This window comes from Candidatus Nitrosotalea sp. TS (assembly GCF_011319465.1).
GTDB lineage: Archaea > Thermoproteota > Nitrososphaeria > Nitrososphaerales > Nitrosopumilaceae > Nitrosotalea.
In genome coordinates this window covers 148,535-172,257 of the sequence record NZ_RCMB01000002.1, presented here as the reverse complement: position 1 = coordinate 172,257, position 23,723 = coordinate 148,535, and the positions used below count along the sequence as shown (strand labels likewise).

Below are 23,723 nucleotides of genomic sequence, written 5' to 3'. Positions count from 1 at the left end.
GTGTCATTTCATATTACAAACAAGTGAATATTAGTTTTTGACATGCCGAATAGATAATGAAATCCATACCAGTAATTGTTGGGCGCTTACTTGCCACAATTTCAATCCCATCGTACTATTATGCTCCACAGTTCCTATCTCAATCAGTGCACTCTTTTGTTGTTTCAATGACAGGAGGCAACACCTTAAGTGGTGTATCGATGTTGCGCCAGATGGGATATCCACATCTGAGCGCAGTAATTGCAGTCGTACAATATTTGCTAATAGGACTGGTTTGGACAGGAATCGGTCTTGTGGCATTTGGATTGGTAGCAAAAAAAACTTCAAAACCAATGGTTGTGAAACTAGTTGCAGCCGAACAGTTCGAAGAATTAACCCCGCAAGCAAAAAGGTTCAAAGACGTCAAAGGAGGCTCAAACAAGCGCAGGAAAAGAGCAGGTAGCTTTTGAAGTCGTAAATGACGTTCTTACTAAATTAGAAACCCAGTTAGAAGACATCAAAACAGGTTATGAAAATCACAAGCAGATAATGGAAGACGAAAAAAATAACCTTGAGCAAAGAGAAAGAGAGCGCATGGCCAAAATCATAGCTACTGGAGAAGTACTGATTAAAGAAATCACGCCAGATAAATTCGAAGAGAGGCTAAAGTACTATATCGGATTGAAAAACGATGAAACTGGACAGCCCATAGATCTTTCCTTACTTGCAGAAAAATTCGAAAAAATGAAGAAAATGTTAGATTCAAGGGGCAGAAGCGACCTTACACCAAATGAGTTTGATAGTTTCAAGCGATTTTTAGACTGACAAAAGTAGCACATTTATTTCCCAAAAATGGTGAAAAATTAGCATTTAGTAGTGTGAATCAGTAATTTCCATTATTGGCAGACCGTATTTTTATACTTGCCAGACATAATTTGAAAATAGAGATATTTGGTACGAGATATTACTTTAAAACAAAAAGGCGCTTCTTTCTCAGATGCATTTACAGAGTATCTTGCAGACATTACGCTAGAAGTGGAAGCAATCAAGCTAAGGTCTCTGAGAAATGACATCGGAGGAATAAACGAACACTTGGCTAGAATTGAAAATGCCTTGTGGGACATTACTAACGCAAAATTAGCTCTGGCAGAAAAAATCAACCGTACTTCAAATCAGGGATAAAAAATCTCAACGTAAGAATGCATGGTACATTTTTGTTTCACGTTAGTTGTTATCAGACGAAAACTTCTCTCATTAGTTTTAAGTCTATAGAAGAAATCGTACTGATGGATTCATCTTGATAGTTATATTGTATGATTACATGTACATCAAGTGAGTTTAATTGAATGATCAACAAGAAATAACATCCATCTTTCTTTCCGAGTCAGATTCTAAATTATACCCATATAAAATTAAGATGGAGCAAGTAAAGGCAGAGCTTTTGAAATTTGGTTTGAGTCAGAATCAAGCCAGAGTATTCATCTACCTAGGAAAATATGGTCAAAAGAGTGCACCTGAGGTATCAAAGGCATTAGAGATACCAAGAACTGAAACATATTTTATCATCAACACTTTGCAAAACAAAGGCATAGTCACAGCAGAATTTTCCACACCGACAAAATATTCTACACTGACCAATTGGGGAAGCGATTTTAACGCTTGTAAAGTCAGAGCAGGAAAAAGTAAAGGTTCTTGCAATGCAAGAGCGAGAATTGACCGAACTGTGGAACGAAATACCAGCTTTCATGGTTGAGACAAGCGACACGAAAAAAGAAAAGATGCAAATGCTTCAGGGCACACCACAGATAAACAGCAAAATCAAGAGTCTCATAAATAATACAAAAGATGAACTATGTCTTTTTTGTACTGAAAAGGATCTTTCAAGATTATACTATGCAGACTTTTTTGAATTACTTTCCGACTCTATTTCAGATTTTAAGATAATAGTTTCACCTGCACGGAAAATGCCAGAGCATGCCAGACAAATTGACAGAAATAAGATAAAGATCATGCCAGGCAACAAATGGGGAGAATTGTGTTTTCTAGTTCGTGACTCTGATGAGGTCATGTTCTTTCTGAGAAATGCCAATCACATATCACACAATGTCTTTGCAATGTGGGCAGACTCGCCTGCGTTGATTGCCTCTATGCGCATGCTATTTGAATTGTGCTGGACAAATTCAGAAAACGTTTACTAGTTTCATTTCTCAGGGATTAAATCTGTCTTGATATGGTTTTACAATACCAGTTCTAAACAATAATTTGACATGATATTGAATATCATTTGAGAACCCAGTAATCCTGTAGAAACAAAAAATGACGCCACTTGACGCAGTCTGCATCTAAATCCATAATAACATTAGCATAAACAACTTTAGCGTTGGGAACATGGGACAAATAGACGCTGAATCTCAGATTAGAATTTTTACTGCAGACGAGGACTCGAGTCTATACGAATACAAGGTAAAATTAGAAAAAGTAAAAAAAGAGATGATAAAGTTTGGGCTGACCCACAATCAAGCCAAGATATACATATACTTGGGAAAATATGGAGCAAAAACTGCACCCGAGGTTGTCAAGTCTCTTGGCATGCCAAGGACTGAAACATATTTTATTCTCAACACTTTACAGAGCAAGGGGATTGTAACTGCAGAATTTTCTTCACCGACAAGATACGTGGCATTACCAATAGAGCAGGCAATATCCACTCTCATCAATACAGAAAAAGAAAATCTAAACATTCTTGCAAAACAAGAAAAAAGCGTAACAGAGATGTGGAAAGAGATACCTACATTTGCCATAGAAACAACAGAATTAAAACAAGACAGATTGCAAACAATGGAAGGAACTGGACAAATTTACTCAAAGATTAAAGACATGATAAAAACTGCAAGAGAGCAGATAATTGTTTTTGGAAGCGAGAAGGACATATCAAGATTTTACCACTCTGAAATCATCGAAATGATGTTCAACCAACCATTAATTGATGCAAGAATAATTATTTCTCCTGCACTGAAAATACCTGATTTTCTCAGCGAGTTTGACAAAAAAAAGATCAAGTTGATGTCAGATGAAGAAAACGACAACCAATGTTTTGTAATAAAAGACAGAGATGAGATAATGTTATTTTTAAGAAATGCTACGCATCCATCACACAATGTCTTTGCAATGTGGTCAGATTCAAAATCTTTGAACGAGCCCCTGCTTAGGTTATTTGAATATTCATGGGAAAGATCCCATGTGTGCTACTAACTAGTCCACATTTCTTCAATATTTTGTACTAGTACGCAAGTTGTTCCAGACGAACATCCACGTTATTTTATATATTATATGCCTAGACATGGCGCGGTACATACAATTGGAATCATTGAAGACTACATTTCGCACAAACAGGATTACCCTAAGACTGCCAAACAGGCTAGTTGACGAATTAAGAAAGGAGGCAGATGAAAAGGATCTCACTTTAAACTCGTTCATAGCAAAAATTCTCATAAAACACGAATCATTTGACAAGCGCTTTGAAATGATACCCACCATTCTTACATCCCACGTGCTATTTTCTGCAATCATTGAGACCATGAATGAATCATCGATGAGGGAGGTATCCAAGATAGCGCCAAGAATGGCTAAAAAACTGGCAGCGCTTGGAGGATGGGATTATGATGTTGACAATATTGTAGAAAACTACTTTTCAGCTGTTGGAAAATATTGCGGATGGTACCAGTTTCAGGTATAAAGTTGATAGAGCAAACTATACCTCTGATTTTCGAATCCAATATGGGTCGCAAGTGGGCAAGGTTTGTCCTGATGTATGTCAAAGCAGTACTAGAATCCCTCAAAGTTCACATTACTGAAGAATCCTTGGACGATGAGGTAGTAGTTTTCAAATTTATAAAGTTAATAGTCTGGGAATCACCAGTTCCACTAACATACGATGAAAAAGAATTGTATGGAAGATAAGCGCTACAAGATTCATCATCACAGAATAGCAACATACGACCAGATATTTTTACATCAAAATACAATAGCAATACCATTTTTAATGCGACAAGTTTAGAGACTCCCACATGCGCAGCTACGTTTGGCACCCATATACCCAGATGAACGAGTGGCCAAATTTTGACGTCATTGTGCGAGGAAAAGGAATGTGGCTTTATGATTCCAAAGGAAACCGCATGTTAGATGGTGTTGCAAGCATGTGGTGCAACGTATGGGGACACTCTAGAGATGAGCTAGTCAAATCAATGATAAAGCAGACAAGAAACTGCAGCACTCGTCTCTTTTCAATCTTACAAATGACAAGGCAGAAGAGCTCGCATCAAAGCTTGTCAGACTGGCACCTGGCATGTACAAGGTGTTTTATTCAGATGACGGCTCTACTGCCATGGAAGTTTCTGCAAAGATGGCCTTACAATATTGGCACAACAAGGGCGAGGGAAAAAAACAAAGTTTGTCACACTTGAAAACGGATACCACGGAGACACGATTGGCGCAATGTCTTTGGGATATGTTTCATCATTTTTTTCAAGATACAAGTCTACTTTGTTTCCTACAATCAGTACTCCATCTCCAAACAGTTACAGAATTCCAAATGGTTTTACTTTGGATGAATTTGAAGACCACTGCATAGATAAAATAGAAAAAACATTTTTGCAAAATGACAATATTGCAGCCTTTGTCATGGAAAGCGGGGCCCAGATAGCCGGCGGCGTTACCATATATCCAGACGGATTTCAGAAAAAAATTGGTACCTTGTGCAAAAAATATGGTGTTTTATTCATACTAGATGAGATTGCCACAGGTTTTGGAAGACTGGGTTCCATGATAGAATACCAGAGCCAGAAAAGCATACCTGACATAGTATCATTTGGCAAAATGCTAACAGCAGGCTATTTGCCACTTGCAGTAACGCTTGCAAACAAGAAAGTATATGATTCATTTTTGGGCCAATACCAAGAAATGAAACACTTTTTCCACGGACACACATTTACCGGAAATCCGCTAGCTTGTGCAACTGCAATTACAAATCTTGAGCTTTATGAAAAATACAACATCATGTCAAAGATCAAAAAAAGTTCAGCATACCTTCAGAAACGCATTGATGAGATTTCAGGCTTGGATCTAGTGGGCGATGTAAGACACAAGGGAATGATCATGGCAATAGAGCTTGTCAGCAGCAAGACAAAAAAATCTCCAATCGCGCCTGAAAAACGAATCCACCAGAGGATCTTCAGTGAGGCAAAAAAACACAAGATTTACCTAAGAACGCTTGGCCCGATTGTAATGATTGTGCCACCTCTGGCAATACCTGAAAATGAGCTTGACTTTTTGGTCAGTGGTGTCATAGATACCATAAAGAAGGTTACAGAAAAAATTTAGTGATTCGAGTCGGAAGCGTTCTAGAATAGTAAACCAGTCTACTTCACACTGGTTTACCATAACAATCTTAATTAATAGAATCCAAAAAAACATGCTATGAATTCAGAACGTGAATTTATCATTTCATGCAAGGATAAAATATTATCAGGATACAATATTACAGTTCAAGAAGCTGAAAAACTTGTCAACGTTTCAGACGAGTCACTGCAATTTTTATCAGATGCCGCAAATGAGATCACTCGCAAGATTAGCGGTAATCTGGTGGATGTAGAATCTTTAATCAATGCAAAAAAAGGAAAATGCCAAGAGGATTGTACGTTTTGCTCCCAGTCGGCATTTTACAAGAGCGGGATTGACACATACAAGCTGTTGCCATCTGATATCATTGTTCAAAATGCCAAAATGTCAAAAGAGGACGGCGTCAAGAGTTTTTGTCTTGTGTGCGCCTGGCGCGGCCCAACCCAGAGCGATTTTTCCCAGATCTGCAACATCATAGAAGAGATAAACGACAAAGTTGGAATCGAGGTAAACTGCTCACTTGGATTCATAGATGAAAGCATGGCAATGCAGCTCAAAAAACTAGGAGTGAAACGATACAACCACAACCTAGAGGCATCAAGGAGTTTCTTTTCTAAAATATGCACTACCCACACATATGACGACAGGATGAATACCAATAGAATAGTAAAAAAAGTAGGGCTTGAGCTGTGCTGCGGCGGAATAATTGGCATGGGAGAAACAAGAATGCAGAGATTGGAGCTTGGCCTTGACTTGGCAAATCTTAGTCCTGAAGAATGTCCCATAAACATACTTGTCCCACAAAAAGGAACCCCGCTTGAGATTCAGCCAAGACTTTCACTCTCAGAGATTCTGCGCACAATAGCTGTCTTTAGATTTCTAATGCCAAAAACTATCTTAAAGATAGCAGGAGGCAGAGAAGTGTACCTCTCAAGCGAACAGGAAAAAGCACTCCTTGGAGGCGCAAACGGAATCATCACCGGAGGATATCTTACCATAGGCGGAAACTCGCCAGTTGAGGACTTTGAGATGATATCAAAGATAGGCCTTGAAGCCTAAACTTAATTTCATAAATGCAAGACTTGACGGAATAAAAAAATCGAATCTATATCGTAATCTGCTTGACAACAAAGTTTCAGGCCCATACATTTTCATGAAAGGGAGAAAAACTTGTCAACTTGTCATCCAATGACTATCTTGGACTAGGGCACACCAGAATCATCCCAACACAGGTCCAGTCAAGCTCAAGACTTGTGGCAGGCAATGACAGTTTATTTAAAAAACTTGAGAAAAAGCTTGCACTCCATAAACGCCAAGAATCTGCACTTGCGTTTCCAACTGGATACATGGCAAACTTGGGAATCATTTCAATCCTGCCGCAAAAAGACGATCTGATATTAAGTGATGAGTTAAACCATGCAAGCATAATAGATTCCTGCAGGTTATCGCGTGCAAAAAAGCAATCTACAAACACAACAACATGCAAGACCTGGAAAAAAAACTAGGAAAAGACAGGCGCCGCAAATTTGTAGTAACAGAAGGAATTTTTTCAATGAATGGAGATTTTTCAAAGTTAAAAGAGATTTCAGAGTTGTGCGAAAAACATGGTGCGTTTTTGATCCTCGACGATGCACATGGGGATTTTGTTGCAGGCATGACGGGAGAGGGTCTGCAGAGTATCTTGGAGTAGCTAAAAAAATAGACGTGTACATTAGCAGCCTTAGCAAGGGCCTTGGTGCATTTGGCGGATATGTTGCATCAAAAAAAGAAGTTGTGGAACTTGCAGTAAACACCTCAAGGCCTTTTATCTATACTTCGGCATTGCCAAACTTTCTTGTCCAGGCTGCACTAGACAAGATATCCTCAAACCGAGAGCAAAAGAGAATCAAACTGTGGAAAAATATACACATGATACAAAGAGGCCTCGAATCACTTGGATACAAAATAGACTCTCAGAGTCAGATAATTCCCGATAATAATTGGAAATGAGAAAAAAGCAATGGAGTTTGGACAGTATCTATCAAGTAATGGCATCTTTGCACAGCCAATAAGATATCCTACTGTTGAATTAGGCTCTGCCAGGATTAGAATTTCTGTCACTTCATGGTTAACAGAAGATATCATTGCAAGATCATTAGATGTGTTTGAAAAGGCAGGAAAAAAATTTGGAATCACATGACTTTACACAGTATTAGAGATAAGCAAACTAGAATATTTTTTGGATCCATAAATAAAAAATAAGACCAGACATTAGAGAGTATTCTAATTCTGTGATGATTTCCCGAGTGAACTTTGTAAAGTAAATGGATGTGATTTGGATTAGATTTGGAACAAGGTATTAATAAAAAAAGACATGATCTAGTTACATGGTAGAACTCAGTATAGGGATTGCAGCTGTAGCAGGGTTGGGCTCTTTTCTTGCTCCCTGCATTTTACCCATGATTCCTGCCTTTCTTGCATATATTTCTGGAACTACATTGTCTGAGCTTCAGCGAAACAACGGCACAGTCAATCTTGTTGCAAGCAGATTGAATATTTTGCTAAATACAGTATTTTTCGTAGCTGGTTTTACAGTTGTCTTTTCAGTTCTAGGAGTGGTACTCAATAGTGTTGTATCAACCAGCGCAGGAAAGTTGCTTGCCGACTTTAACCACATAGGCGGAATCATAATAATCGCATTTGGAGTTTTCATGCTATTGTCTTCCAAGATATCAAGGCTAAATTTTGAAAAAAAGATAATCCCAAGCAGAGCAAAAACAAGCTATCCGCTATCTTTTGTCTTTGGGCTTGCCTTTGCAACTGGCTGGACCCCCTGCATAGGCCCCATTCTTGGCAGCATCTTGACGCTTGCTGCGACCTCGCCTGGCCATGCATTTGTCTTGTTGCTTAGCTATTCAATCGGGCTTGGAATCCCGTTCATACTCATGGGCGTATTCTTTTCAAGATTTACAAGATTCATCAAGTCTATGAGTAAGCACTTGAAGTATTATTCAATCATAATGGGATCCTTATTGTACTACTTGGCGTCTTGGTATACACAAACCAGTTGGCAGACATTGCAAGCTTTCCTCTGCTAAACAATATCTTGCTAGGATGATAACATGATAAAAAAAGAGATCAAAAGCGCAATCATTACTGGAGTAATCATCATAGGAGCAATAGCTGGAATCGCGTTATACTTTACATCACTAGACAAGCCAGAGATAAATGAAAACTCTAACCTAGTTCAACCAATTTCCGGCAATGCATCTGTCCCGACAGACGAAAGCCAATATCCGCTAGCACCTGATCTAGTCGGGATTTCAGGCTACATCAATACGACACCTGATGCACTAAAAGAATCTATGAAAAACAAGGTTGTGCTCTATGACTTTTGGACATACAGTTGCATTAACTGTCTGCGAACTCTACCATATCTAAAAGAATGGAATGAAAAATATGCAGACAAGGGATTGCTCATAATTGGAATTCATTCGCCAGAATTTGAATTTGAAAAAAATATCAACAATGTCAACATGGCAGTACAAAAATACAACATAACATATCCTGTTGTGCTAGACAGTGATCACAGTACGTGGGATGCTTTTGGCAACAGGTACTGGCCTGCTGAATACATGACAGACTATCTTGGGTCACATACGACATGTGCACTTTGGAGAAGGAGATTACGATATTACAGAAAAAACAATACAGCAATTATTAGCACAACGCTCGCAAGCTCTTGGACTGGATGTTAATGTCAACATGTCGCTAGTGGATCTTGTGCCACATGAATTCTCAGATCAAGAAACACCAGAACTTTATTTCGGATATGACTTTGCGTCAGGTCGAAGCTTTATTGGAAACCAAGGAGGGATTTCAGCCAGACAAAACTGTAACATATTCGCTTCCACCAATTTGCAGCAAGATCATTTCTATCTTGACGGAGATTGGCAGAATCTGCAAGACAGCATGAAGTTATCGTCTGACACTGGCAAGATAGTTCTTCCATACTATGCAAAAGATGTCAACATTGTAGCTGCAGGCCCCAATGTTGATGTGCAGGTGCTGCTTGATGGAAATCCTGTCGGAGCAAGTGATGCAGGACAAGACACCCAAAATAGTACTGTTCACGTGTCAGAAAATAGACTATACAATGTCATTTCGTCCCAGCAGGCAGGCGCGCACACCCTGACTTTGATACCCCAGCCAGGATTTCAGATATACACGTTCACGTTTGGATGACTATATCGATAACTAATGTTTCTAAATTCGAATTTTGAAACATTCATTATCAAGGATGGCAAATCACAGGTGTAACCACTGCAAGGTGTCACTGCAGTTACACCCATACACAGAACATGAATGTTTAAAGCGCCTATTCAGATCATGGCACAGTCAAAAATCATGAACTTTGCAGCAAAATGGAACACTCAGAAGGAAAGCATATCCCAGAAGGTAATGGATAAGGTAAAGCCAGATGCCCCCTCTCAGGCCAAAGATTGATGAGGCACAAAAAAGGCTGCAGCTCCAGGTATCAAAACTTGACTCTATTTCACGAAAACTAAAGGAAAAAGATGATTATATTTTCAAAAAAGTTGTAGACGCAGTACGAAATCACAACAAGCAGTATTCTAACGCATATGCCACAGAACTACATGAGATAAGAAAGATGAACAACATGGTAACAGGTGCAAAATTAGCCATGGAGCAGATCCAGATTAGACTAAACACATTATCAGAGCTTGGCGACGTGGTAGTCACGCTGAGCCCATGCATGTCCGTCATAAAGGGCCTAGGAACCAGTTTGAGCGGACTTATGCCTGAGGCAAGCTCGTCAATGCAGGACCTGTCAAGTATTCTAGGAGATATCATGGCAGGCTCTTCAGTCAACGCAGACAGCCAATTTGTTGTCGATACGACAAGCTCTGAGACAAGCCAAATTCTTGAAGAAGCGCAAGCGGTGCTGGAAGGCCATGTCAGACAGACACTCCCCGACCTTCCGCCCAACTTGCCTTCTACGGCAAAAGCGCAAGCCACTATTTAGAGCGCTTTTTGCTTATTTCTGCAAAGTGTCGCTTTATACGAGATATTGTAGGATAGCTGTATCCAAGCCTTCTGTAATTTGCAATCATTGTCTTCCAGTTTTTCAGTCTCCATTGTGCCTGCTCTGATGTAACAGAGTGAATCTCTTTTTTGATTATGCTTTTTCTCCCTACTTTTAGAACTCCTGCGTCCTTTGCAGTCCACCTGCTTTTTGCAAAGTGCAGTCCTGCCAGTATCTCTTCTAGTGGAATTTCCGCAAAGTGCTCCTGGATTTTTCTTGCCTGTGCATCTGTTGGCTTTTTTGATACCAAGAGCTTGATTTCATATCTTTCCATATTCGAATTTTGAAATATCGTTCCTAATTAGTGTGAGGGTAAAAACATGTGATCATTTTGGTTTAAAATTTGCATCAAGAAGCCAGACTTGGATTCATTATAATTTTATTCGTGAGCATGGAAGTATCAAGAAAACACCTACGGAAGAAGTGGGAATTAGATTGAATTTAGGACAGAATAAGATTGAAACGCTATCAAACTTGCCTCACGAAACCGCTTTAAATAATGTAATTAACATAATTTTCATTCACGATTTTCACATCTAAAACCATACAAGGGTTTTTAAATAATTGAAATACGTAGTATGTTACGTGGTAACAGCAGTATGACAGAAGAAAAAAAGAGAGAAATTTTGAAATCTATAGTCAAAGAAGCTATCGATAAGAATAAGGTAGTATTTGATAGATTAGCAGAAATCTAATGGAAGAATTAACCTCAGATGATTTACTATATCTCCATCACATAGTTGAAGAGAGATTCAAAGTATTTACAGGAGTAAAAGATCTTGGATTAGTTCAAGCAATAGCCGATAGACCGAAACAAAAATTCTATGGTACATTCATACCATATAATGATATTTTTACAAAAGCAGCTAGTTTGTTAGAAGGAATAATACGAATGCATCCCTTCTATGATGGGAATAAGAGAACAGCGTTACTTGCAACTATAGCATATCTTGAGCTTAATGGGTACGTGATGATTGTTCCATTAAGTGCAGTAAGATTTACGGTAGAAATTGCAAAGAATCAAAAGAATGATCCTGATAGTACGGCAAAATTAATTAAAAATATTGCAAGATGGGTAAAGAAATTATCTGTTAAGAATAACTCCCGCCTTAGTTTTTCATTAAAACTAATACGATACTTTCTATTACCGTTAATTTTAGTTATTCCTCTTACATTCATAACATTTGGTTATCTCGGAAGGAGAGTAATTGAAAAATGGATGGCTTTTGACATATACCCTGAATATAAGAAGGAGCAAAAGGAAATAATTGCTTTCTTAGTAGAAGTTATGGGCAAAGGATTTGCTAAAGAGATGCGTTCTCCTAGCGGATAGACAAACCCCGAATGCACCGAATAATTCCCAGAAGTATGCCACAATAGACTTAATGCTCAAATAGCAAAAATCCAAAAAACCTAGCCTGCTTTCATTCCAGCCTTTACTATCCCAGTGTAAGAGTCAATGAAACTCCTTGGCATACATATTGGCATGTTTTTCTGAGCCCTTGTGCACCCCAAGCTTTGAGCGAATATGGTGATAATACTCGTGCAAGATAACAAACGGATTGCAGAAAATGTCAGAGTTTAGCGCATAAATCTTCTTTTCTGCAGGAACATATACTGCATATACGGTTCTTCTTTTTCCCTTGAATTGTACCAACCGCTATTTTCGGTGTTTCTACCCGATAAATTCCACTTAGCTTTTCAAGGGCAGATTCGGTAGCTCCATCTAGAATCATCTGGACTATCTTGGCCTTTGTTACATCATCAATATCTGGCAATGGATTCAAGTCTATGCATGATATGTCATATAAGCAGTTCAAAAATGCATGTTATTCAGAATCCAGTATTTGCGCTATTATTTGCTTGCACAGGTTCACAGTCGCACTCAAACATGCCTGCTTTTCCCATGCATTCCCCATGCTTTTCGTCAGAACATTTGTGGCAAAGAACCATGTTATTCAATTCTTGGACACATTTGGGGTTATTTTTACCCCCCTATTTGCCCCAAAACTTGCCCAAACTTTGGGTCCATTACATCAATAAATGGTCTAAAATGGTCTATTTTTGGAAAAATAATTTTTTGTGAGTTTGATGCTCAAAGGTTAAACCCCCGCTTATTTTTCCCATACCGCGAAGAAGGTGATTTTTTCATAAAGTGCCATTTTTTGGGGGGGTTTAACACTTGTGCGTACATATGGCAGCCAAGGGTCAAAACACCCCCATTACCCGGTAAGAGTTTGCTTTTCTTCTTGTGGCATGGCTAAAAGTTCAACCCCCATTTTTTGGCTATTTTTTTGCAAAAAAAGGTAGAAAATATCACCACATTTTGACATCCAAAAAAACTGTAATTTTTCAAGTCGGCATGTCAGACTATAACCCAGGTTGCCAAAAATTTTAGAAAATAAATGGTACAAAAATCATGCAGAAATGGAGCCACCAGGGTCGTGCCATATCGATGGCAGTTTTTCAATTTGCTCCAAGATTTCAAGTGCATCGTACTGTCCCTGCGCTTGACTGCAGTTGCAAAACTAAACCCCAATTTTATGGCCTCTGGTGTGAGATCCTTTACCTTGTCAATATCACGCCCCTCCCTCCTCATTCTTTCTCCTAGTGCACAGAACTTCCAATTGTCAGACAAGGACTGCTCGTTACACGTGAGTGGCTCTCGTAGTCTTTGCCGCCAGTCGGTAAGCTCTATTTTTTCAAGCAGGGATTCTAGTTTTTGAGTATAGAAGATACGCATCTTTTTTCAGTGTATTATTTTCCTGGTCGCACTTAGTCTTTTTGCCCTAAGGTTTACACGGATTTGATGGCCTCTGGAACCTTTTCCCTTGCCTGGACTATCTCTATTTCCACTGTCTCCAGCGGCTCGTCAACCACATTTCTTTTGATTGAGAACATCTTTGGTTTATCAAAATCTTTAGTGCAGTCGGGGCATGCGTAGACCAGAACCCTGTATTCATTGGGAGCTTTTGGATTCGAAAGGCGGGGGTAGTAAACTAGTCTTCCCCCACAATCCACACAATACCTATTTGCGCGTCTTGTTCTGGCCAATGCGGACCTCCTGCATATGTGGTTATGTAGCGATCAGTATTAGATCTATCTAGTCTAACAGAATAAACCAAAGCGTGATCGTAATACAATGTTTCACAATTCGAATTTAGAAATATCATATCCCAAACATGGCAATTCATTATACCATGGTTCCAAGGTGCAAAAAATAATGTTTCAGAATTCGAATTTAGAAATATTAAAGCGCCGCCCGCCAGACTTGAACTGGCGACCCGCTGGTTAACAGCCAGCTGCTCTACCACGCTGAGCTAGGGCGGCACCAAACTTGTTCGTAGGATAAGCGGATTTATTCTTTGCTGAAAATTACTTTTCGATGCCGTCTTGTTTTTCAAAAAGATAAATGCCGTCAAGAAAAACTCTCGAGTCCTTGTTTTTGACCTTGGTGTTTTGCTGAAGGCTTGCACATGTTTGTGAAACATCAGTCAGCACAGGACCTGTAATGACGACATCATCTCCTTTTGATACAACCTTTGTTGCACCAAATATTTTGGACACTCTAGCTGCACGCTCTCCCTGGAAATTCTCTACATGTATGTTTCCATCTTTTACCTTGACTGTGATTGGAAAGTGTGCATAGACAATTTTCATCTTAAATGTGTAACCAGTCTGCACTCCCTTGATCAGGGTATTTACAAGTGATTCTGCAGTCTTGAAGATTGCATAGTCGCGTTTTCTTGTACCTTGTGATTTTAGCATTATGCTTTTTTCATCCACCTTGATATCAATTGGAATCTTTTTGAAGTTCTTTCTTGTTTTGCCAAGAGGGCCCTCTACACCTAGAATCCGGTGGTGCTCAAATACCTTGACTTTGGCAGGTATCTCAATTGTTACCTCATGTATTTCAGCTTGCTCAGTAGACATATCCTATCAATAATCCCCCTATTCCCTTTGTGACTGCGTCATGGTGTGACATTACACCCTGGTTTGTTGTGACAATTAGCATACCCCTAGAATATGACGGCAGGTACTGCTGCTCCCATTTTGCATATCCGTCCTTGTCTACTTTGAATCTTGGCGTGATTGCGCCGCACTTTGTTATCTTTGCAAGCAGCTCTATCTTGAATTTGCCTCCCCTTTTGTCGTCTACGTGCTCAAACTCACCGATGTAATCATGGTTCTGAAGCGTCTTTAGCACCTCAGTTGCAAGTTTTGACGTTGGTAACACAACACAGTCTCCCTTTCTTCGAGTTTCGCTGTTGTACAGCGTGACAAACAAGTTTGCTAAAATATTTGTAGTTGGCATATCTATTACCTGAATTTGTTAAATCCCAGCGAAACCGCTACTTCCCGAAAACATCGTCTGCATAGTGTCAAGTCGTATTTTTGAATAACAGCATTATAGTCCCCGCATCTTTTGCACCATCTGGAACCTTTTCCAAACTTGTGTTCCTTTCTTCCTGTTACCTTGTAATCGCGATTCTTGGCCATCTTATATCACTTGGACTCCAAATTCTCGTGCCATGAATTCCTTTGCATGCTCTGAAGTGATGATGTGATTAACACCAATGCTTGCCTTGTGCTTGCTTCTTACCCTGATGTTAAATCCTGGCCTTGTAAGTGATATGGTAATGTTCAGCCCTACGATTCCAACTTCAGGATCATACTTTACTCCAGGAATATCAATGTGCTCGCGTATTCCAAAGGAGACATTTCCAAATTCGTCAAATGATGAACTCTTGAGCTGGCTTCCCTTTGCGGTGACCAGTCTTTTTATCAATTCAAGTGCTGGAGCCTTTCGTACTGTTACTGCAACACCGATTGGCTCTCCCTTGTGCACCCCCCAGTCTCTTTGAGTTGCTTTGGCGGCTCGTGGGTTTGGTTGCTGGCCTGATATTTGCAGTAATGCACGCTTTGCCCTCTCTATTGGGTCGCCTGATTTTCCAACGCCCATGTTTAGCACTACCTTTGCAACTGTTATTTTTTTCATTGGAGATTCCATTTTTTGTGCCATATTTATCACTGGATTTGTATCACGGGTTTGTCCTTTCCAACTGCCATGACCAAGTCAGATGGAATTTCAATTTGTCTATCGTCAATATCAACCAAAGCTCTTTGCGGTAACACGAATGTTCCCCCTTCAATTTCTGCAATTTTTCCCGTCTTTCCTACGTTTACACCGCTTGTCACAATTACCTGTACGCCTTTTTCGAGCTTTATCACGTCCAAAATCTTGGTCTCTGGAACCTGGACTAGACATGTATCCCCGACATTTACTTTGGCGTCAGAGATTAGGTTTCGTCCGTCGTGGAATCCTATCTGTGTTTTTTTGCCCTTGATTGTGACTTTTTTTGTAACCTTGAGCAGTTTTTTTGTTTTCTCAGATGCGTTAATTGTAATTGGTTTGAGCACTGTAAGATCTTTTGGGACTAGTCGGTACACTTCTGGTACACCTTGCAGTTCGATTACATCCATCAGGCCTACCCCGTGGTGAAGTGACTTGCGTGTAATTCCGTCAACTGTGAATCTTTCCTCCATATATGACAGACTTGACCTCTCTTAGGGTATCTGCAAGCTTGAGCGTATCTCTGACAAACACTGCAGTTGGAATGGAAAGTGATTTTTTGTGTCCACCTGGCTTTACTGTAACTACAAATCTCTTGTCCTTTCTTGTAATTCCCCAGAACAGCGGGGCCATTTGCCTTTTTAGTTTCTTGCTTCCAGATATGCTAACCATTATTTATCACTCTTTTTTGATTTTGGAGATTTTTGCTCTTTATCTGTCTTTGCAGTTTTTGGAGCAGGTTTTGTTTCCTTTTGTTTTGGTTTCTGCTCTTTTGGTTCCTCTTTTTTCTCCTTTGGAGCCTCTTTTGGCTTGGTCTCTTTTGGTTCCTCGACTTTGGGTTTTGCAGTCTTTGGTTTTTGTCCGTCAAGTCTGCTTTGTCTCCACTTGTCGTCCAAGTTCAGAGCAGTAATCATTACGTTAGATGGATGAATGTAAATGTCGACGTTTCCGCCCTTTAGTTTTTCACGCTTTATTCCCTCGATTGCAATTCCCCGTTTCAGAGGTGATACGTTTGTAACCTTTCCTTCAATTCCTTTGAATTCTCCTCTTAGAACTTTGACGCTGTCGCCTTCTATGACTCGCGCACTTGATTGATGATATTTTTCCTGCAGGTCTTTTGCAAGTGGAGCCCCCAGTTGTTTGCTGACTAGGTGCAGTGGTGCAATGTATAACATTCTATGGCGCATCTTGGCTGAATTCATCTTATACCACCATTGATGCCAGATTTGCTATCCTTGGCCATTTCTCTGACGCCTCTACTGCAACAGGTCCCTTGATCTCAGTTCCCTTTATTTCGCCTTCTGGCGTAACAAGTACAGCCGCGTTATCTTCGAATGTAACTCTAACTCCGCTTAATCTGTGAACTGCATATTTTTGTCTGATAATTACTGCTCCAAATATCTGGCCACGAAGCTCACCTGGGCCTTTTTTTACTACAACATTTACAAAATCGCCTACTGCTGCTGATGGATATCTTGCAACTCTGGTCTTTGTTTTTTGTACCATGACAATTTCTAAAATTTTTGCACCCGTATTGTCAGCGCATACGACTTGAGCTCCAAGTGGAAGTGCGCGTGTGATATATGGTCGGAATTCCTGTACTCCCTTTGCAGATACTGCACGACTCTTGGTTGCCGCCATTATGACACAACCTCCACAACTACAAATGATACACTCTTTGAAATTGGCCTACATTCTGCAGTCAATACGATATCACCTTCTTTGAGCTCGATGCAGAGTGGCCTGTGAGCATGAATCTTACTTTGGCTACGTGCATATCTTTTGTATTTTGGCACAAATTTAGGAGCCTCTTGTTGCACTACAACCATTTTGGGAGCTTTAGCACTCACTACTTTTCCTTGAATTAGTTTTCCTCGAATACTTAGAGTGCCGTGAAAAGGACAGTCATGGTCTGAGCATTCAGTCTTTGGAGCCTCAACTTGGAGTCCTATGTTTCTAGTCATGCCTTTACTCCCATTCTTTCGTATGATCTTTTGGTCAGTTGCGTCCCTTCAATTTCTGCATTATCGTTACTAAAGCTGAACTTCCATCGCGCAGTCTCTTTTGGAAATTTTTTGTTGCCTTTAACGGTATTTAGTGTAAACATGGATTTGGTTTCATCTACGACTTTTCCTGCAAGCCCAATTATCTGTTTGTTAGTAGATTCTACAATCTGTGCTTGCAATCCAATTAGCTCATGTGATGTAATGTTTTCTCTTGTAATCATTTTTTCTTCAGCTCGTTTAATCTTGTCAGTACACTCGTGCAATATCTCTTCGCATTGGCTTTACTTTGCCGCTGTCTTTTCGCAGCGTTCCCTTTGATGATTCAATTCTAAGCTTTGTCAACTCAGAGCGCAACTGGTCAAGTCTGTCCTTGAGGTCTGTTTCGTTAAATTCGCGTACAGTCTTCATCTTCAGTCGTGTCATTACTTGAGCTCCTCCTCAACGTCTTCAAAGGTTTCAACTTTTTCAATTAGCTTCTCCTCGATTTCTATTACCTCGCTTTCTGTGCGTGGCTTGGTTGGGTCAATTTGTGATTCGTCTAGTATTTCAACTTCGGTAATTTCTTTTTCTTCTACTGATACTGCCACTACCTTTGGTGCCGCCTTTCTTCCCTTTAGCTCAAATTCTGGAATATATTTTTCCTTTTTGGCAATTCTGATTCTGACACCGATAAGACCCATCTTGGTCTCAACGTGTGCAATATCTTCAGATACTATAACTCCTGCTTGATATCCGGCGCGCGGCAGGACTCCCTTGCTGTGTTTTTCAAATGAAGAGCGCTCTCCTCGAAGTTTTCCAGATATTGTGATTTGCACACCCATTGCGCCTGCCTCCATGATTGTCTGTAGTGTCCACATGACTGCTCGCCTAAATGCAGTTCCTCTTGCCAGGTGCTGTGACATTCTGTTGCACATGACGCTTGGCTCAAGCTCAGGCCTTGGAATCTCGATTACTGAAATCTGGGGATTTTTGAGTGCAAAGTCTTTTTCTAAAACTTTGGTAAGATCTCGTATGCCGCTGCCTTTTCTGCCAATTACTATACCCGGTCTTGTGACATGCAATCCGACTCTGGTACCTGTTGGAGTTTTTTGAATATCAACTTCTGAAAAGCCTGATTCCTTGATTGCTTCCCTGAGATAATCTTTGAGGAGCATGAGTTTGTAGCTGTCTTGAATTACGTTTTTTACTGGATGACATCTCAAAGCTCCTGAGCCACTAGCTCCACATGCGTTAGAATATCAATTTTCGGTGTTGCTCTGCCCTGTGCACGCGGAGTGAATCTTTCAATTTTTCTTCCCTTGTGAACTGTAGCATTGATTATCTTTAGTCTGTCAAGATCCATTCCTCTATATTCTGCGTTTGATTCCAAATTATCAAGCAGTCTGATAAATTCAGTTGCAGTCTTTTCTGGATATCTTCCTGACATTACACCGGTGTCAGACTTGTGTCCTACTTCGTTGTTGTATCTTTTGAATGGCACTGCGCGCTCTAGATTGACGACTGCTTGAAGATACGTTCTTGCTTTTTCAATTGACATGCCCTTGATTGAAACTGCAACTTCGCGTGCATGCTTGTGAGATATTGTCTTCTCCCTTAGTGCAGCTCTGACATGTCGCGTCTTGTCATAATTTTGGAAAGAATAGCTAAAATGCATACAAAATCACTTCAATGGCACGTACAAACTGGACCTTGATGCTCCTACACCAGGTGCTCCATGAACGACTCTTTTGTTTGTCATGATAAATTCGCCAAGATAATGGCCGACCATGTCTGGCTTGATAGCAACTGGCAGAAATTCCTTGCCAGAATATACACTGATTGTAAGTCCTGTCATGTATGGTAAAATTATAACATCTCTAAGATGGGTCTTGATTGTAGTTTTGTGTTTTCCAGCTTTTGCAAGTTTTGTGTCTTCAAGCAATTTTCTTTTATCGTCAGTAATGCCCCTTGTCAGTGATCTTCTTGCGCGAGCAGGCAAAAGTTCGAATAGCCTTTCAAGTGACAGACCTTGCAGTTCTTCTAGCGATAATCCGCGATACTTGAATTCTTTAACCAATTGGTTCCACCCTTATCTGAGTTGATTCACGAAAGACCATATTATAGCATTCCTATCTTGGTTGCAAGGTCTCTTGCCTTTTCTATTGTTGCAAATTTTACAAAAGCTTTCTTTCCATATACTGTTCTGCACACGTTTACCCCGATTGGCACCTCGTTGTAGAGTACCTTTACTGCTTCTGCAATCTTGGGTTTTGTAGTGTTTTCTCGAACTAGAAAACAGATTCTGCTTTCGTTTTCAACTAACGCAAATGTCTTTTCAGTGACATATGGCTTTAAAATAATGTGAGTTGCTTCGTCGATATTCATTGCATTGCCACCATTAATTCAAGATGCGGAGATTTTAGTTTGGCAATCTCTTCTATTGCGCCCTTTGAAAATGCAGTCAGTCTTGCAGGTTTTGCGCCAGGTGCCAAATCTATAACACTAAGATTTTTTGCCTCTACCACGTCAACGCCTGGAATGGAACCGCATGCCTTTGACAGGTGTTTAGAGTCTTTTACTACAATCAAGAGGCTCTTGCCGACTTTGGTGTTTCTGCCACGCAGTCTTGTTTTACCTGAACGGCGCTTTAGCCTACCTTCAAGCCTTTCAACATCTTGGGAGACGTGCAGTGACTCGAGGATCTTGTAGAGTTCTTTTGATTTTATTACAGACTCTATCTGGTCAGATACGATAATTGGAAAAGACTCTATCTTGTCTGTTCTGTGGCCTCTAAGTTGTACTAGTGCGGCAGATGTGGTTGCTGCAATTGCAGAGCACAGTGCAAGCTTGTTTTCTTTTTTATTCAATAATTTGTATATGACTTTGTCAACATTTGGAGGATGTGCCTGTCTACCTTTTCTTACCATTGCGACAGCACCACCTTGTCCTGTCTTCCGCCTCCACCGCCATGCATACGTGCAACTCTTGCTGCATGATGTCCTGTTGGCGGGCTGTTTGATTCTGCGACAACATCCATACCTGCATTTGGATATCTTCCCTGTCTTTGGAAACTGTGAGACTCTAGATGCACATATGCTCTGTGAATAAGATCATTTCGTATGGGTGTTGAAAACACTGGTGGCAATTCTATTTCTCCGTCTTTTGCGCCAGAGGTTGAAAGGACTTGGGTTTTCATATCATAATCTCCAAAACTTTTGGTTGTGTTACCTTTGACACTCTTTGTCTTTCTGGTGCGCGAAGCTTTACCAGTCTTCGATAAGTTCCAGGAATTGAGCCGCGCAAAATAACATAGTCACCTTGCACCACACCAAAATGTTTGTATCCGCCTGAAGGATTTATTTTGTATTCTTCATTTTCGGAGTTGCTCATTATCATTATTCTGTTGTTGTACTGTGTTCTTTGATGAAATCCTCGCTGTCCTGCTCTTGGGACAGTGTACATGATAGTTGCAGGACTGATAGGACCTAGAGTACCAAGAGCCCTGACACTTTTTCTTGACTTGTGTTGTTTCTTTTTGACTCCCCATCTTGCAATTGGGCCTCAAACCCTTTTCCTTTTGTAATTGCTGCAACATCAACATCTGCACCTTTTTGAAAAACTTGATCAATTTTTACTTCTTTTCCCAAAAGTTCTTTTAAGAAAGCAAATTGTTTTGGAATGTCTCCGCCTTTTACTGCAACTTCAAAGACGTATGGCTTTTTTTGTTCCAGTCCTGCTCGGCTTGGCAGAACTGATGTGATCGCGAAAAGCTCGTCAATGTGGCGAAGTGATTTTTCTGCCCTTTCAATTCCTTTTTCGTCATACTTTGTCTTGAACAATCTTGATAATTCCTTTGGCAGGTCTTTTGCATAAATGTCAAAAAGCGAATCCAGTCCGTATCTGTCCTTTGAATATCCTCTAATTCCGATAATTACCATGGGCGGTGTAACAACAACTGTTCCAAGGCTGACAAGCTGTTTTCCAAAGTTTGGAGTCTTTTCTCGGTCATCCACACTTGCGATGCGCATGCATGCTGCCTTGAATCCTGCATATCCGAGCAGTTTTGGCTGATCGTCGTGGACTTTGGGCCAAGTGCGTATTCTGGCTTCCATGCTCTTCGCTCGAGACCTTGGCAAATAGGCAAGGCTTCCCCTCCTTGGCTGGCTATGCTTCCTATGGCCCATTGATAAACGCTAAAAGTCGAGTACCCCATTATAAGTCTAGGCACTAAGTTATCCGGACATATGATATTGCCTGCTCTTTTAAACAGATCAAATTTTTCTGATAACATTGCAAAAATAACAAAGTGCGTTTGGCAGTACCATGACAAAAAAGACGATATCTAGAACCAGTCTTTAATTATTTCAAATACTGTGCAAACGAAGCGATCTGGATTTATGTCCCAATAACTTGACAGTGCCTAAGTCTATTATTAGAAAATAGAGCTTGCCATTATTTTTTGTAAAACTTTAACTTTTTATAAAAAATGCACAAGATTGATTGCAATAACTATACTTCCAATAATAACACATGCAATTCCCATCATAATTGCAAATGCAAATAATTTCTTTTTTGGCATTGCAACCATGTCAATCTAATTGCGCGACAGGATGTTTAAGATCGCAAGTGTTCCAAGTATCGCTTCTTCGAGCCTGACTGTTTGAGTAGCTTGATCGGGGAAAAAGTTTAGGATCTGCGATTTTGGAACATTTCCCAAAGCCCTGCCCAAGATCTCATGGACTCCTCTTTTTGGGGAGCCAAACACTACCAAGACTTCAGCGTCAGAGATTTCTTGGAAATATTTTTGTGTTTTATGGATAAGTTTTCCCTTTCTTGATGTAAATATGACAAAAGAATTCCAGTTGGAAAGAACGTTGCTCAGGCTGGATGCTTCTTTTACTTCGTATCCCCAATACTGCTTGATCTCGTCACGTCTTATCTGCTTGATAGAAAGGTTTGGCGGTCCTTCCTTGAATTGCACCGTGATTCTTTTTCCTTCATCCTCAGGGCCGTGATATGGAATGAACTTGTCAAATCCAACGTCGACATATTTTTGTCCTCTTGCAAAGACTACAACTCCGTCTCGAATGTCGCCTGGCTTGACCTTGGTTGGATCAGGCGTTTGCACGTGCGACGGAATCTTAAGAGGACTCAGACTTCCTGCAAACCTAAGCTCCTCCGTTTTTCTATACATCGTTCTGCGAAGGTATTGCGGGGTCTCAAGATAGCGCAGTGTTGTGCGCAAAAGTGATCTGTCACGGTCTCTTCCGTCTGCTTCATGGTAAAGATAGATTGTGTTTACCTTGAATACGGCACATGCTCTACCAATATCTGAAATTTTTAATGCCTGCCCAAGCGGGGATGGTTCTTCCATTAGAGACGAATCAGGAATAGCTATTGACAGTTTCAATACTGCAAGTGACTTGGTTGCGCTATAAAATGCTAGATGTTACTTTTGCTGTCTTTTGGCAAAGTTCTCTTTTGCCTTGACTGCGTATTTTTCAATATCTTTTTCTGCAGTCTTTGTCATGAGTTTGGCGTCATTCATGATGTGAGCCATCTTGATGTGTTTTGTTCCATCCTTGTCTTCGCTTACAAGATATATTGATTCGATTGCAAGTGCCGCTGCATCTTCAAATGACATGTCTTTTTTGTAGTGTTTTTCAAGATATTCAGTTACTTGGTCTGAGCCTGCTCCTATTGCAACAGCATCATACGAAATGTAAGTGCCGCTAGGATCAGTCAGGTAAATCGTGCTTCCACTTTTGTCAATTCCTGCAATTATTAACGCAACTCCAAATGGTCTTACTCCAGCATACTGGGTAAATTGTTGGCATTGATCGGCCAAGTGTTTTGCAACAGACTCTACCTCGATTGGCTCGTCATAGATCATCCTGTTACTTTGTGAAAAGAATCTGGCGTTATCTACCTGAGATCTTGCATCTGGAATGTATCCTGCTGCTGCCACACCAATATGATCGTCGACTTGAAATATTTTTTGAGTAACCTCTGAGTTTTGTAATTTTCTTGGTTTTTCTTCAACTGCCAAGACCAGACCGTCTTTGCTTTTGATTCCAACTGCAAGAGTTCCGCGTCTTACAGTTTCAATAGCATATTCGACTTGGTAAAGTCTGCCATCTGGAGAAAATACAGTAATCGCTCTATCATAACCTGCTGCGGCTGGAAGCATTTCAAAATTCTT

38 protein-coding genes, 1 tRNA gene and 4 pseudogenes are annotated in these 23,723 nt (G+C 40.2%); 18 read left to right on the top strand and 25 right to left on the bottom strand.

Features of this window, described 5'->3' with window-relative positions; all coding sequences use genetic code 11:
• Window positions 1–56 precede the first annotated feature (56 nt).
• The 17 genes and pseudogenes from DYY67_RS01525 to DYY67_RS01460 all read left to right on the top strand — a co-directional run bounded on the left by DYY67_RS01525 (window position 57) and on the right by DYY67_RS01460 (window position 10,402).
• On the top strand, window positions 57–449 hold the full coding sequence (locus DYY67_RS01525) for a hypothetical protein (protein WP_166390125.1): 393 nt from the start codon (window positions 57–59) through the stop codon (window positions 447–449).
• 79 nt (window positions 450–528) lie between these two features.
• Window positions 529–804, top strand: a complete 276-nt coding sequence (locus DYY67_RS01520; RefSeq protein ID WP_166390123.1) for a hypothetical protein — start codon at window positions 529–531, stop codon at window positions 802–804.
• A 126-nt stretch (window positions 805–930) separates the two neighbouring features.
• Entirely contained in the window at window positions 931–1,161 is a 231-nt protein-coding gene (locus DYY67_RS01515; RefSeq protein ID WP_166390121.1) for a hypothetical protein, read from the top strand.
• Between the two features lie 160 nt (window positions 1,162–1,321).
• On the top strand, window positions 1,322–1,732 hold the full coding sequence (locus DYY67_RS01510) for a helix-turn-helix domain-containing protein (RefSeq protein WP_166390119.1): 411 nt from the start codon (window positions 1,322–1,324) through the stop codon (window positions 1,730–1,732).
• On the top strand, window positions 1,725–2,177 hold the full coding sequence (locus DYY67_RS01505; RefSeq protein ID WP_218584675.1) for a TrmB family transcriptional regulator sugar-binding domain-containing protein: 453 nt from the start codon (window positions 1,725–1,727) through the stop codon (window positions 2,175–2,177). Before DYY67_RS01510 ends, DYY67_RS01505 begins: the two co-directional genes overlap by 8 nt.
• 190 nt (window positions 2,178–2,367) lie before the next feature.
• A complete protein-coding gene (locus tag DYY67_RS01500; protein ID WP_166390115.1) occupies window positions 2,368–3,231 on the top strand; it encodes a TrmB family transcriptional regulator in 864 nt (287 codons plus the stop codon).
• Window positions 3,232–3,346: 115 nt separating this feature from the next.
• Window positions 3,347–3,715 carry a hypothetical protein gene (locus DYY67_RS01495; protein WP_166390113.1) on the top strand — a complete coding sequence of 123 codons (369 nt, stop codon included), beginning with the start codon at window positions 3,347–3,349 and terminating at the stop codon, window positions 3,713–3,715.
• A gap of 2 nt (window positions 3,716–3,717) precedes the next feature.
• Window positions 3,718–3,939 (top strand): hypothetical protein, encoded by a 222-nt coding sequence (locus DYY67_RS01490; RefSeq protein ID WP_166390111.1) that lies wholly within the window; start codon window positions 3,718–3,720, stop codon window positions 3,937–3,939.
• 107 nt (window positions 3,940–4,046) lie between these two features.
• A pseudogene (bioA, locus tag DYY67_RS01485) lies at window positions 4,047–5,358 on the top strand (adenosylmethionine--8-amino-7-oxononanoate transaminase).
• Between the two features lie 96 nt (window positions 5,359–5,454).
• Complete coding sequence (gene bioB / locus DYY67_RS01480; protein WP_166390109.1) at window positions 5,455–6,435, top strand: biotin synthase BioB; 981 nt, start codon at window positions 5,455–5,457, stop codon at window positions 6,433–6,435.
• Between the two features lie 119 nt (window positions 6,436–6,554).
• Window positions 6,555–7,066 (top strand): annotated as a pseudogene (locus DYY67_RS11805) (aminotransferase class I/II-fold pyridoxal phosphate-dependent enzyme).
• A 14-nt stretch (window positions 7,067–7,080) separates the two neighbouring features.
• Window positions 7,081–7,365, top strand: a complete 285-nt coding sequence (locus tag DYY67_RS10390; RefSeq protein ID WP_320415897.1) for an aminotransferase class I/II-fold pyridoxal phosphate-dependent enzyme — start codon at window positions 7,081–7,083, stop codon at window positions 7,363–7,365.
• 10 nt (window positions 7,366–7,375) lie between these two features.
• Complete coding sequence (locus tag DYY67_RS10385; protein WP_255492628.1) at window positions 7,376–7,555, top strand: hypothetical protein; 180 nt, start codon at window positions 7,376–7,378, stop codon at window positions 7,553–7,555.
• A gap of 187 nt (window positions 7,556–7,742) precedes the next feature.
• Window positions 7,743–8,473: pseudogene (locus DYY67_RS01470) on the top strand (cytochrome c biogenesis CcdA family protein).
• Between the two features lie 4 nt (window positions 8,474–8,477).
• A complete protein-coding gene (locus DYY67_RS10380; RefSeq protein ID WP_255492627.1) occupies window positions 8,478–9,113 on the top strand; it encodes a redoxin family protein in 636 nt (211 codons plus the stop codon).
• A 7-nt stretch (window positions 9,114–9,120) separates the two neighbouring features.
• Entirely contained in the window at window positions 9,121–9,600 is a 480-nt protein-coding gene (locus tag DYY67_RS10375; RefSeq protein ID WP_255492625.1) for a hypothetical protein, read from the top strand.
• A 235-nt stretch (window positions 9,601–9,835) separates the two neighbouring features.
• A complete protein-coding gene (locus DYY67_RS01460) occupies window positions 9,836–10,402 on the top strand; it encodes a Snf7 family protein (RefSeq protein ID WP_255492624.1) in 567 nt (188 codons plus the stop codon).
• On the opposite strand, the gene DYY67_RS01455 is transcribed toward DYY67_RS01460, so the two are convergent.
• Window positions 10,395–10,736, bottom strand: a complete 342-nt coding sequence (locus DYY67_RS01455; protein ID WP_166390107.1) for a hypothetical protein — start codon at window positions 10,734–10,736, stop codon at window positions 10,395–10,397. The genes DYY67_RS01460 and DYY67_RS01455 overlap by 8 nt on opposite strands.
• 420 nt (window positions 10,737–11,156) lie before the next feature.
• Between DYY67_RS01455 and DYY67_RS01450 the strand changes: the two genes are divergently transcribed.
• Complete coding sequence (locus DYY67_RS01450; protein ID WP_166390105.1) at window positions 11,157–11,795, top strand: type II toxin-antitoxin system death-on-curing family toxin; 639 nt, start codon at window positions 11,157–11,159, stop codon at window positions 11,793–11,795.
• A gap of 123 nt (window positions 11,796–11,918) precedes the next feature.
• Here DYY67_RS01450 and DYY67_RS01445 read toward each other — a convergent pair whose 3' ends face one another.
• From DYY67_RS01445 to psmA, 24 genes and pseudogenes are all read right to left on the bottom strand, one after another.
• On the bottom strand, window positions 11,919–12,119 hold the full coding sequence (locus tag DYY67_RS01445; protein WP_166390102.1) for a hypothetical protein: 201 nt from the start codon (window positions 12,117–12,119) through the stop codon (window positions 11,919–11,921).
• Window positions 12,120–12,827: 708 nt separating this feature from the next.
• A complete protein-coding gene (locus DYY67_RS01440; protein WP_255492623.1) occupies window positions 12,828–13,205 on the bottom strand; it encodes a hypothetical protein in 378 nt (125 codons plus the stop codon).
• A gap of 53 nt (window positions 13,206–13,258) precedes the next feature.
• The gene (locus DYY67_RS01435; protein WP_166390100.1) at window positions 13,259–13,516 is read right to left on the bottom strand and encodes a hypothetical protein; all 258 of its coding nucleotides are present in this window, start codon (window positions 13,514–13,516) and stop codon (window positions 13,259–13,261) included.
• Between the two features lie 202 nt (window positions 13,517–13,718).
• A tRNA-Asn gene (locus DYY67_RS01430) sits at window positions 13,719–13,792 on the bottom strand.
• A 45-nt stretch (window positions 13,793–13,837) separates the two neighbouring features.
• Window positions 13,838–14,395, bottom strand: a complete 558-nt coding sequence (locus DYY67_RS01425) for a 50S ribosomal protein L6 (RefSeq protein ID WP_166390098.1) — start codon at window positions 14,393–14,395, stop codon at window positions 13,838–13,840.
• Window positions 14,385–14,777: a 30S ribosomal protein S8 gene (locus tag DYY67_RS01420; RefSeq protein WP_166390096.1), complete on the bottom strand. Its 393-nt coding sequence runs from the start codon at window positions 14,775–14,777 to the stop codon at window positions 14,385–14,387. Before DYY67_RS01420 ends, DYY67_RS01425 begins: the two co-directional genes overlap by 11 nt.
• A gap of 5 nt (window positions 14,778–14,782) precedes the next feature.
• Window positions 14,783–14,962 carry a 30S ribosomal protein S14 gene (locus DYY67_RS01415; protein ID WP_166390094.1) on the bottom strand — a complete coding sequence of 60 codons (180 nt, stop codon included), beginning with the start codon at window positions 14,960–14,962 and terminating at the stop codon, window positions 14,783–14,785.
• A gap of 1 nt (window position 14,963) precedes the next feature.
• Window positions 14,964–15,485 (bottom strand): 50S ribosomal protein L5, encoded by a 522-nt coding sequence (locus DYY67_RS01410; RefSeq protein WP_166390092.1) that lies wholly within the window; start codon window positions 15,483–15,485, stop codon window positions 14,964–14,966.
• A 5-nt stretch (window positions 15,486–15,490) separates the two neighbouring features.
• Window positions 15,491–16,009, bottom strand: a complete 519-nt coding sequence (locus tag DYY67_RS01405) for a 30S ribosomal protein S4e (RefSeq protein ID WP_255492622.1) — start codon at window positions 16,007–16,009, stop codon at window positions 15,491–15,493.
• The gene (locus tag DYY67_RS10370) at window positions 15,987–16,208 is read right to left on the bottom strand and encodes a hypothetical protein (RefSeq protein ID WP_255492621.1); all 222 of its coding nucleotides are present in this window, start codon (window positions 16,206–16,208) and stop codon (window positions 15,987–15,989) included. The genes DYY67_RS01405 and DYY67_RS10370 overlap by 23 nt, the downstream gene beginning before the upstream one ends.
• Window positions 16,208–16,738, bottom strand: a complete 531-nt coding sequence (gene rplX, locus DYY67_RS01400; protein ID WP_178084786.1) for a 50S ribosomal protein L24 — start codon at window positions 16,736–16,738, stop codon at window positions 16,208–16,210. Before rplX ends, DYY67_RS10370 begins: the two co-directional genes overlap by 1 nt.
• A 1-nt stretch (window position 16,739) precedes the next feature.
• The gene (locus DYY67_RS01395; RefSeq protein WP_166390090.1) at window positions 16,740–17,177 is read right to left on the bottom strand and encodes an uL14 family ribosomal protein; all 438 of its coding nucleotides are present in this window, start codon (window positions 17,175–17,177) and stop codon (window positions 16,740–16,742) included.
• Window positions 17,177–17,500 (bottom strand): 30S ribosomal protein S17, encoded by a 324-nt coding sequence (locus DYY67_RS01390; RefSeq protein ID WP_166390088.1) that lies wholly within the window; start codon window positions 17,498–17,500, stop codon window positions 17,177–17,179. Before DYY67_RS01390 ends, DYY67_RS01395 begins: the two co-directional genes overlap by 1 nt.
• On the bottom strand, window positions 17,497–17,763 hold the full coding sequence (locus DYY67_RS01385) for a ribonuclease P protein component 1 (RefSeq protein ID WP_166390086.1): 267 nt from the start codon (window positions 17,761–17,763) through the stop codon (window positions 17,497–17,499). The genes DYY67_RS01390 and DYY67_RS01385 overlap by 4 nt, the downstream gene beginning before the upstream one ends.
• 25 nt (window positions 17,764–17,788) lie before the next feature.
• Window positions 17,789–17,965 (bottom strand): 50S ribosomal protein L29, encoded by a 177-nt coding sequence (gene rpmC / locus DYY67_RS01380; RefSeq protein WP_445082558.1) that lies wholly within the window; start codon window positions 17,963–17,965, stop codon window positions 17,789–17,791.
• Window positions 17,965–18,696 (bottom strand): 30S ribosomal protein S3, encoded by a 732-nt coding sequence (locus DYY67_RS01375; RefSeq protein WP_166390156.1) that lies wholly within the window; start codon window positions 18,694–18,696, stop codon window positions 17,965–17,967. The genes rpmC and DYY67_RS01375 overlap by 1 nt, the downstream gene beginning before the upstream one ends.
• A 44-nt stretch (window positions 18,697–18,740) precedes the next feature.
• On the bottom strand, window positions 18,741–19,196 hold the full coding sequence (locus DYY67_RS01370) for a 50S ribosomal protein L22 (protein ID WP_166390084.1): 456 nt from the start codon (window positions 19,194–19,196) through the stop codon (window positions 18,741–18,743).
• A 6-nt stretch (window positions 19,197–19,202) separates the two neighbouring features.
• Window positions 19,203–19,598 (bottom strand): 30S ribosomal protein S19, encoded by a 396-nt coding sequence (locus DYY67_RS01365; protein WP_166390082.1) that lies wholly within the window; start codon window positions 19,596–19,598, stop codon window positions 19,203–19,205.
• A gap of 41 nt (window positions 19,599–19,639) precedes the next feature.
• A complete protein-coding gene (rplW, locus tag DYY67_RS01360) occupies window positions 19,640–19,906 on the bottom strand; it encodes a 50S ribosomal protein L23 (RefSeq protein ID WP_166390080.1) in 267 nt (88 codons plus the stop codon).
• Window positions 19,903–20,448 (bottom strand): 50S ribosomal protein L4, encoded by a 546-nt coding sequence (gene rplD / locus DYY67_RS01355; protein ID WP_320415896.1) that lies wholly within the window; start codon window positions 20,446–20,448, stop codon window positions 19,903–19,905. Before rplD (DYY67_RS01355) ends, rplW begins: the two co-directional genes overlap by 4 nt.
• Window positions 20,442–20,717, bottom strand: a complete 276-nt coding sequence (gene rplD, locus DYY67_RS11395) for a 50S ribosomal protein L4 (RefSeq protein WP_320415895.1) — start codon at window positions 20,715–20,717, stop codon at window positions 20,442–20,444. Before rplD (DYY67_RS11395) ends, rplD (DYY67_RS01355) begins: the two co-directional genes overlap by 7 nt.
• Window positions 20,714–21,705: pseudogene (locus tag DYY67_RS01350) on the bottom strand (50S ribosomal protein L3). Before DYY67_RS01350 ends, rplD (DYY67_RS11395) begins: the two are co-directional and overlap by 4 nt.
• A gap of 410 nt (window positions 21,706–22,115) precedes the next feature.
• A complete protein-coding gene (locus DYY67_RS01345) occupies window positions 22,116–22,931 on the bottom strand; it encodes a putative RNA uridine N3 methyltransferase (RefSeq protein ID WP_166390078.1) in 816 nt (271 codons plus the stop codon).
• 39 nt (window positions 22,932–22,970) lie between these two features.
• On the bottom strand, window positions 22,971–23,711 hold the full coding sequence (psmA, locus tag DYY67_RS01340) for an archaeal proteasome endopeptidase complex subunit alpha (protein WP_166390076.1): 741 nt from the start codon (window positions 23,709–23,711) through the stop codon (window positions 22,971–22,973).
• Between the last annotated feature and the right edge of the window lie 12 nt (window positions 23,712–23,723).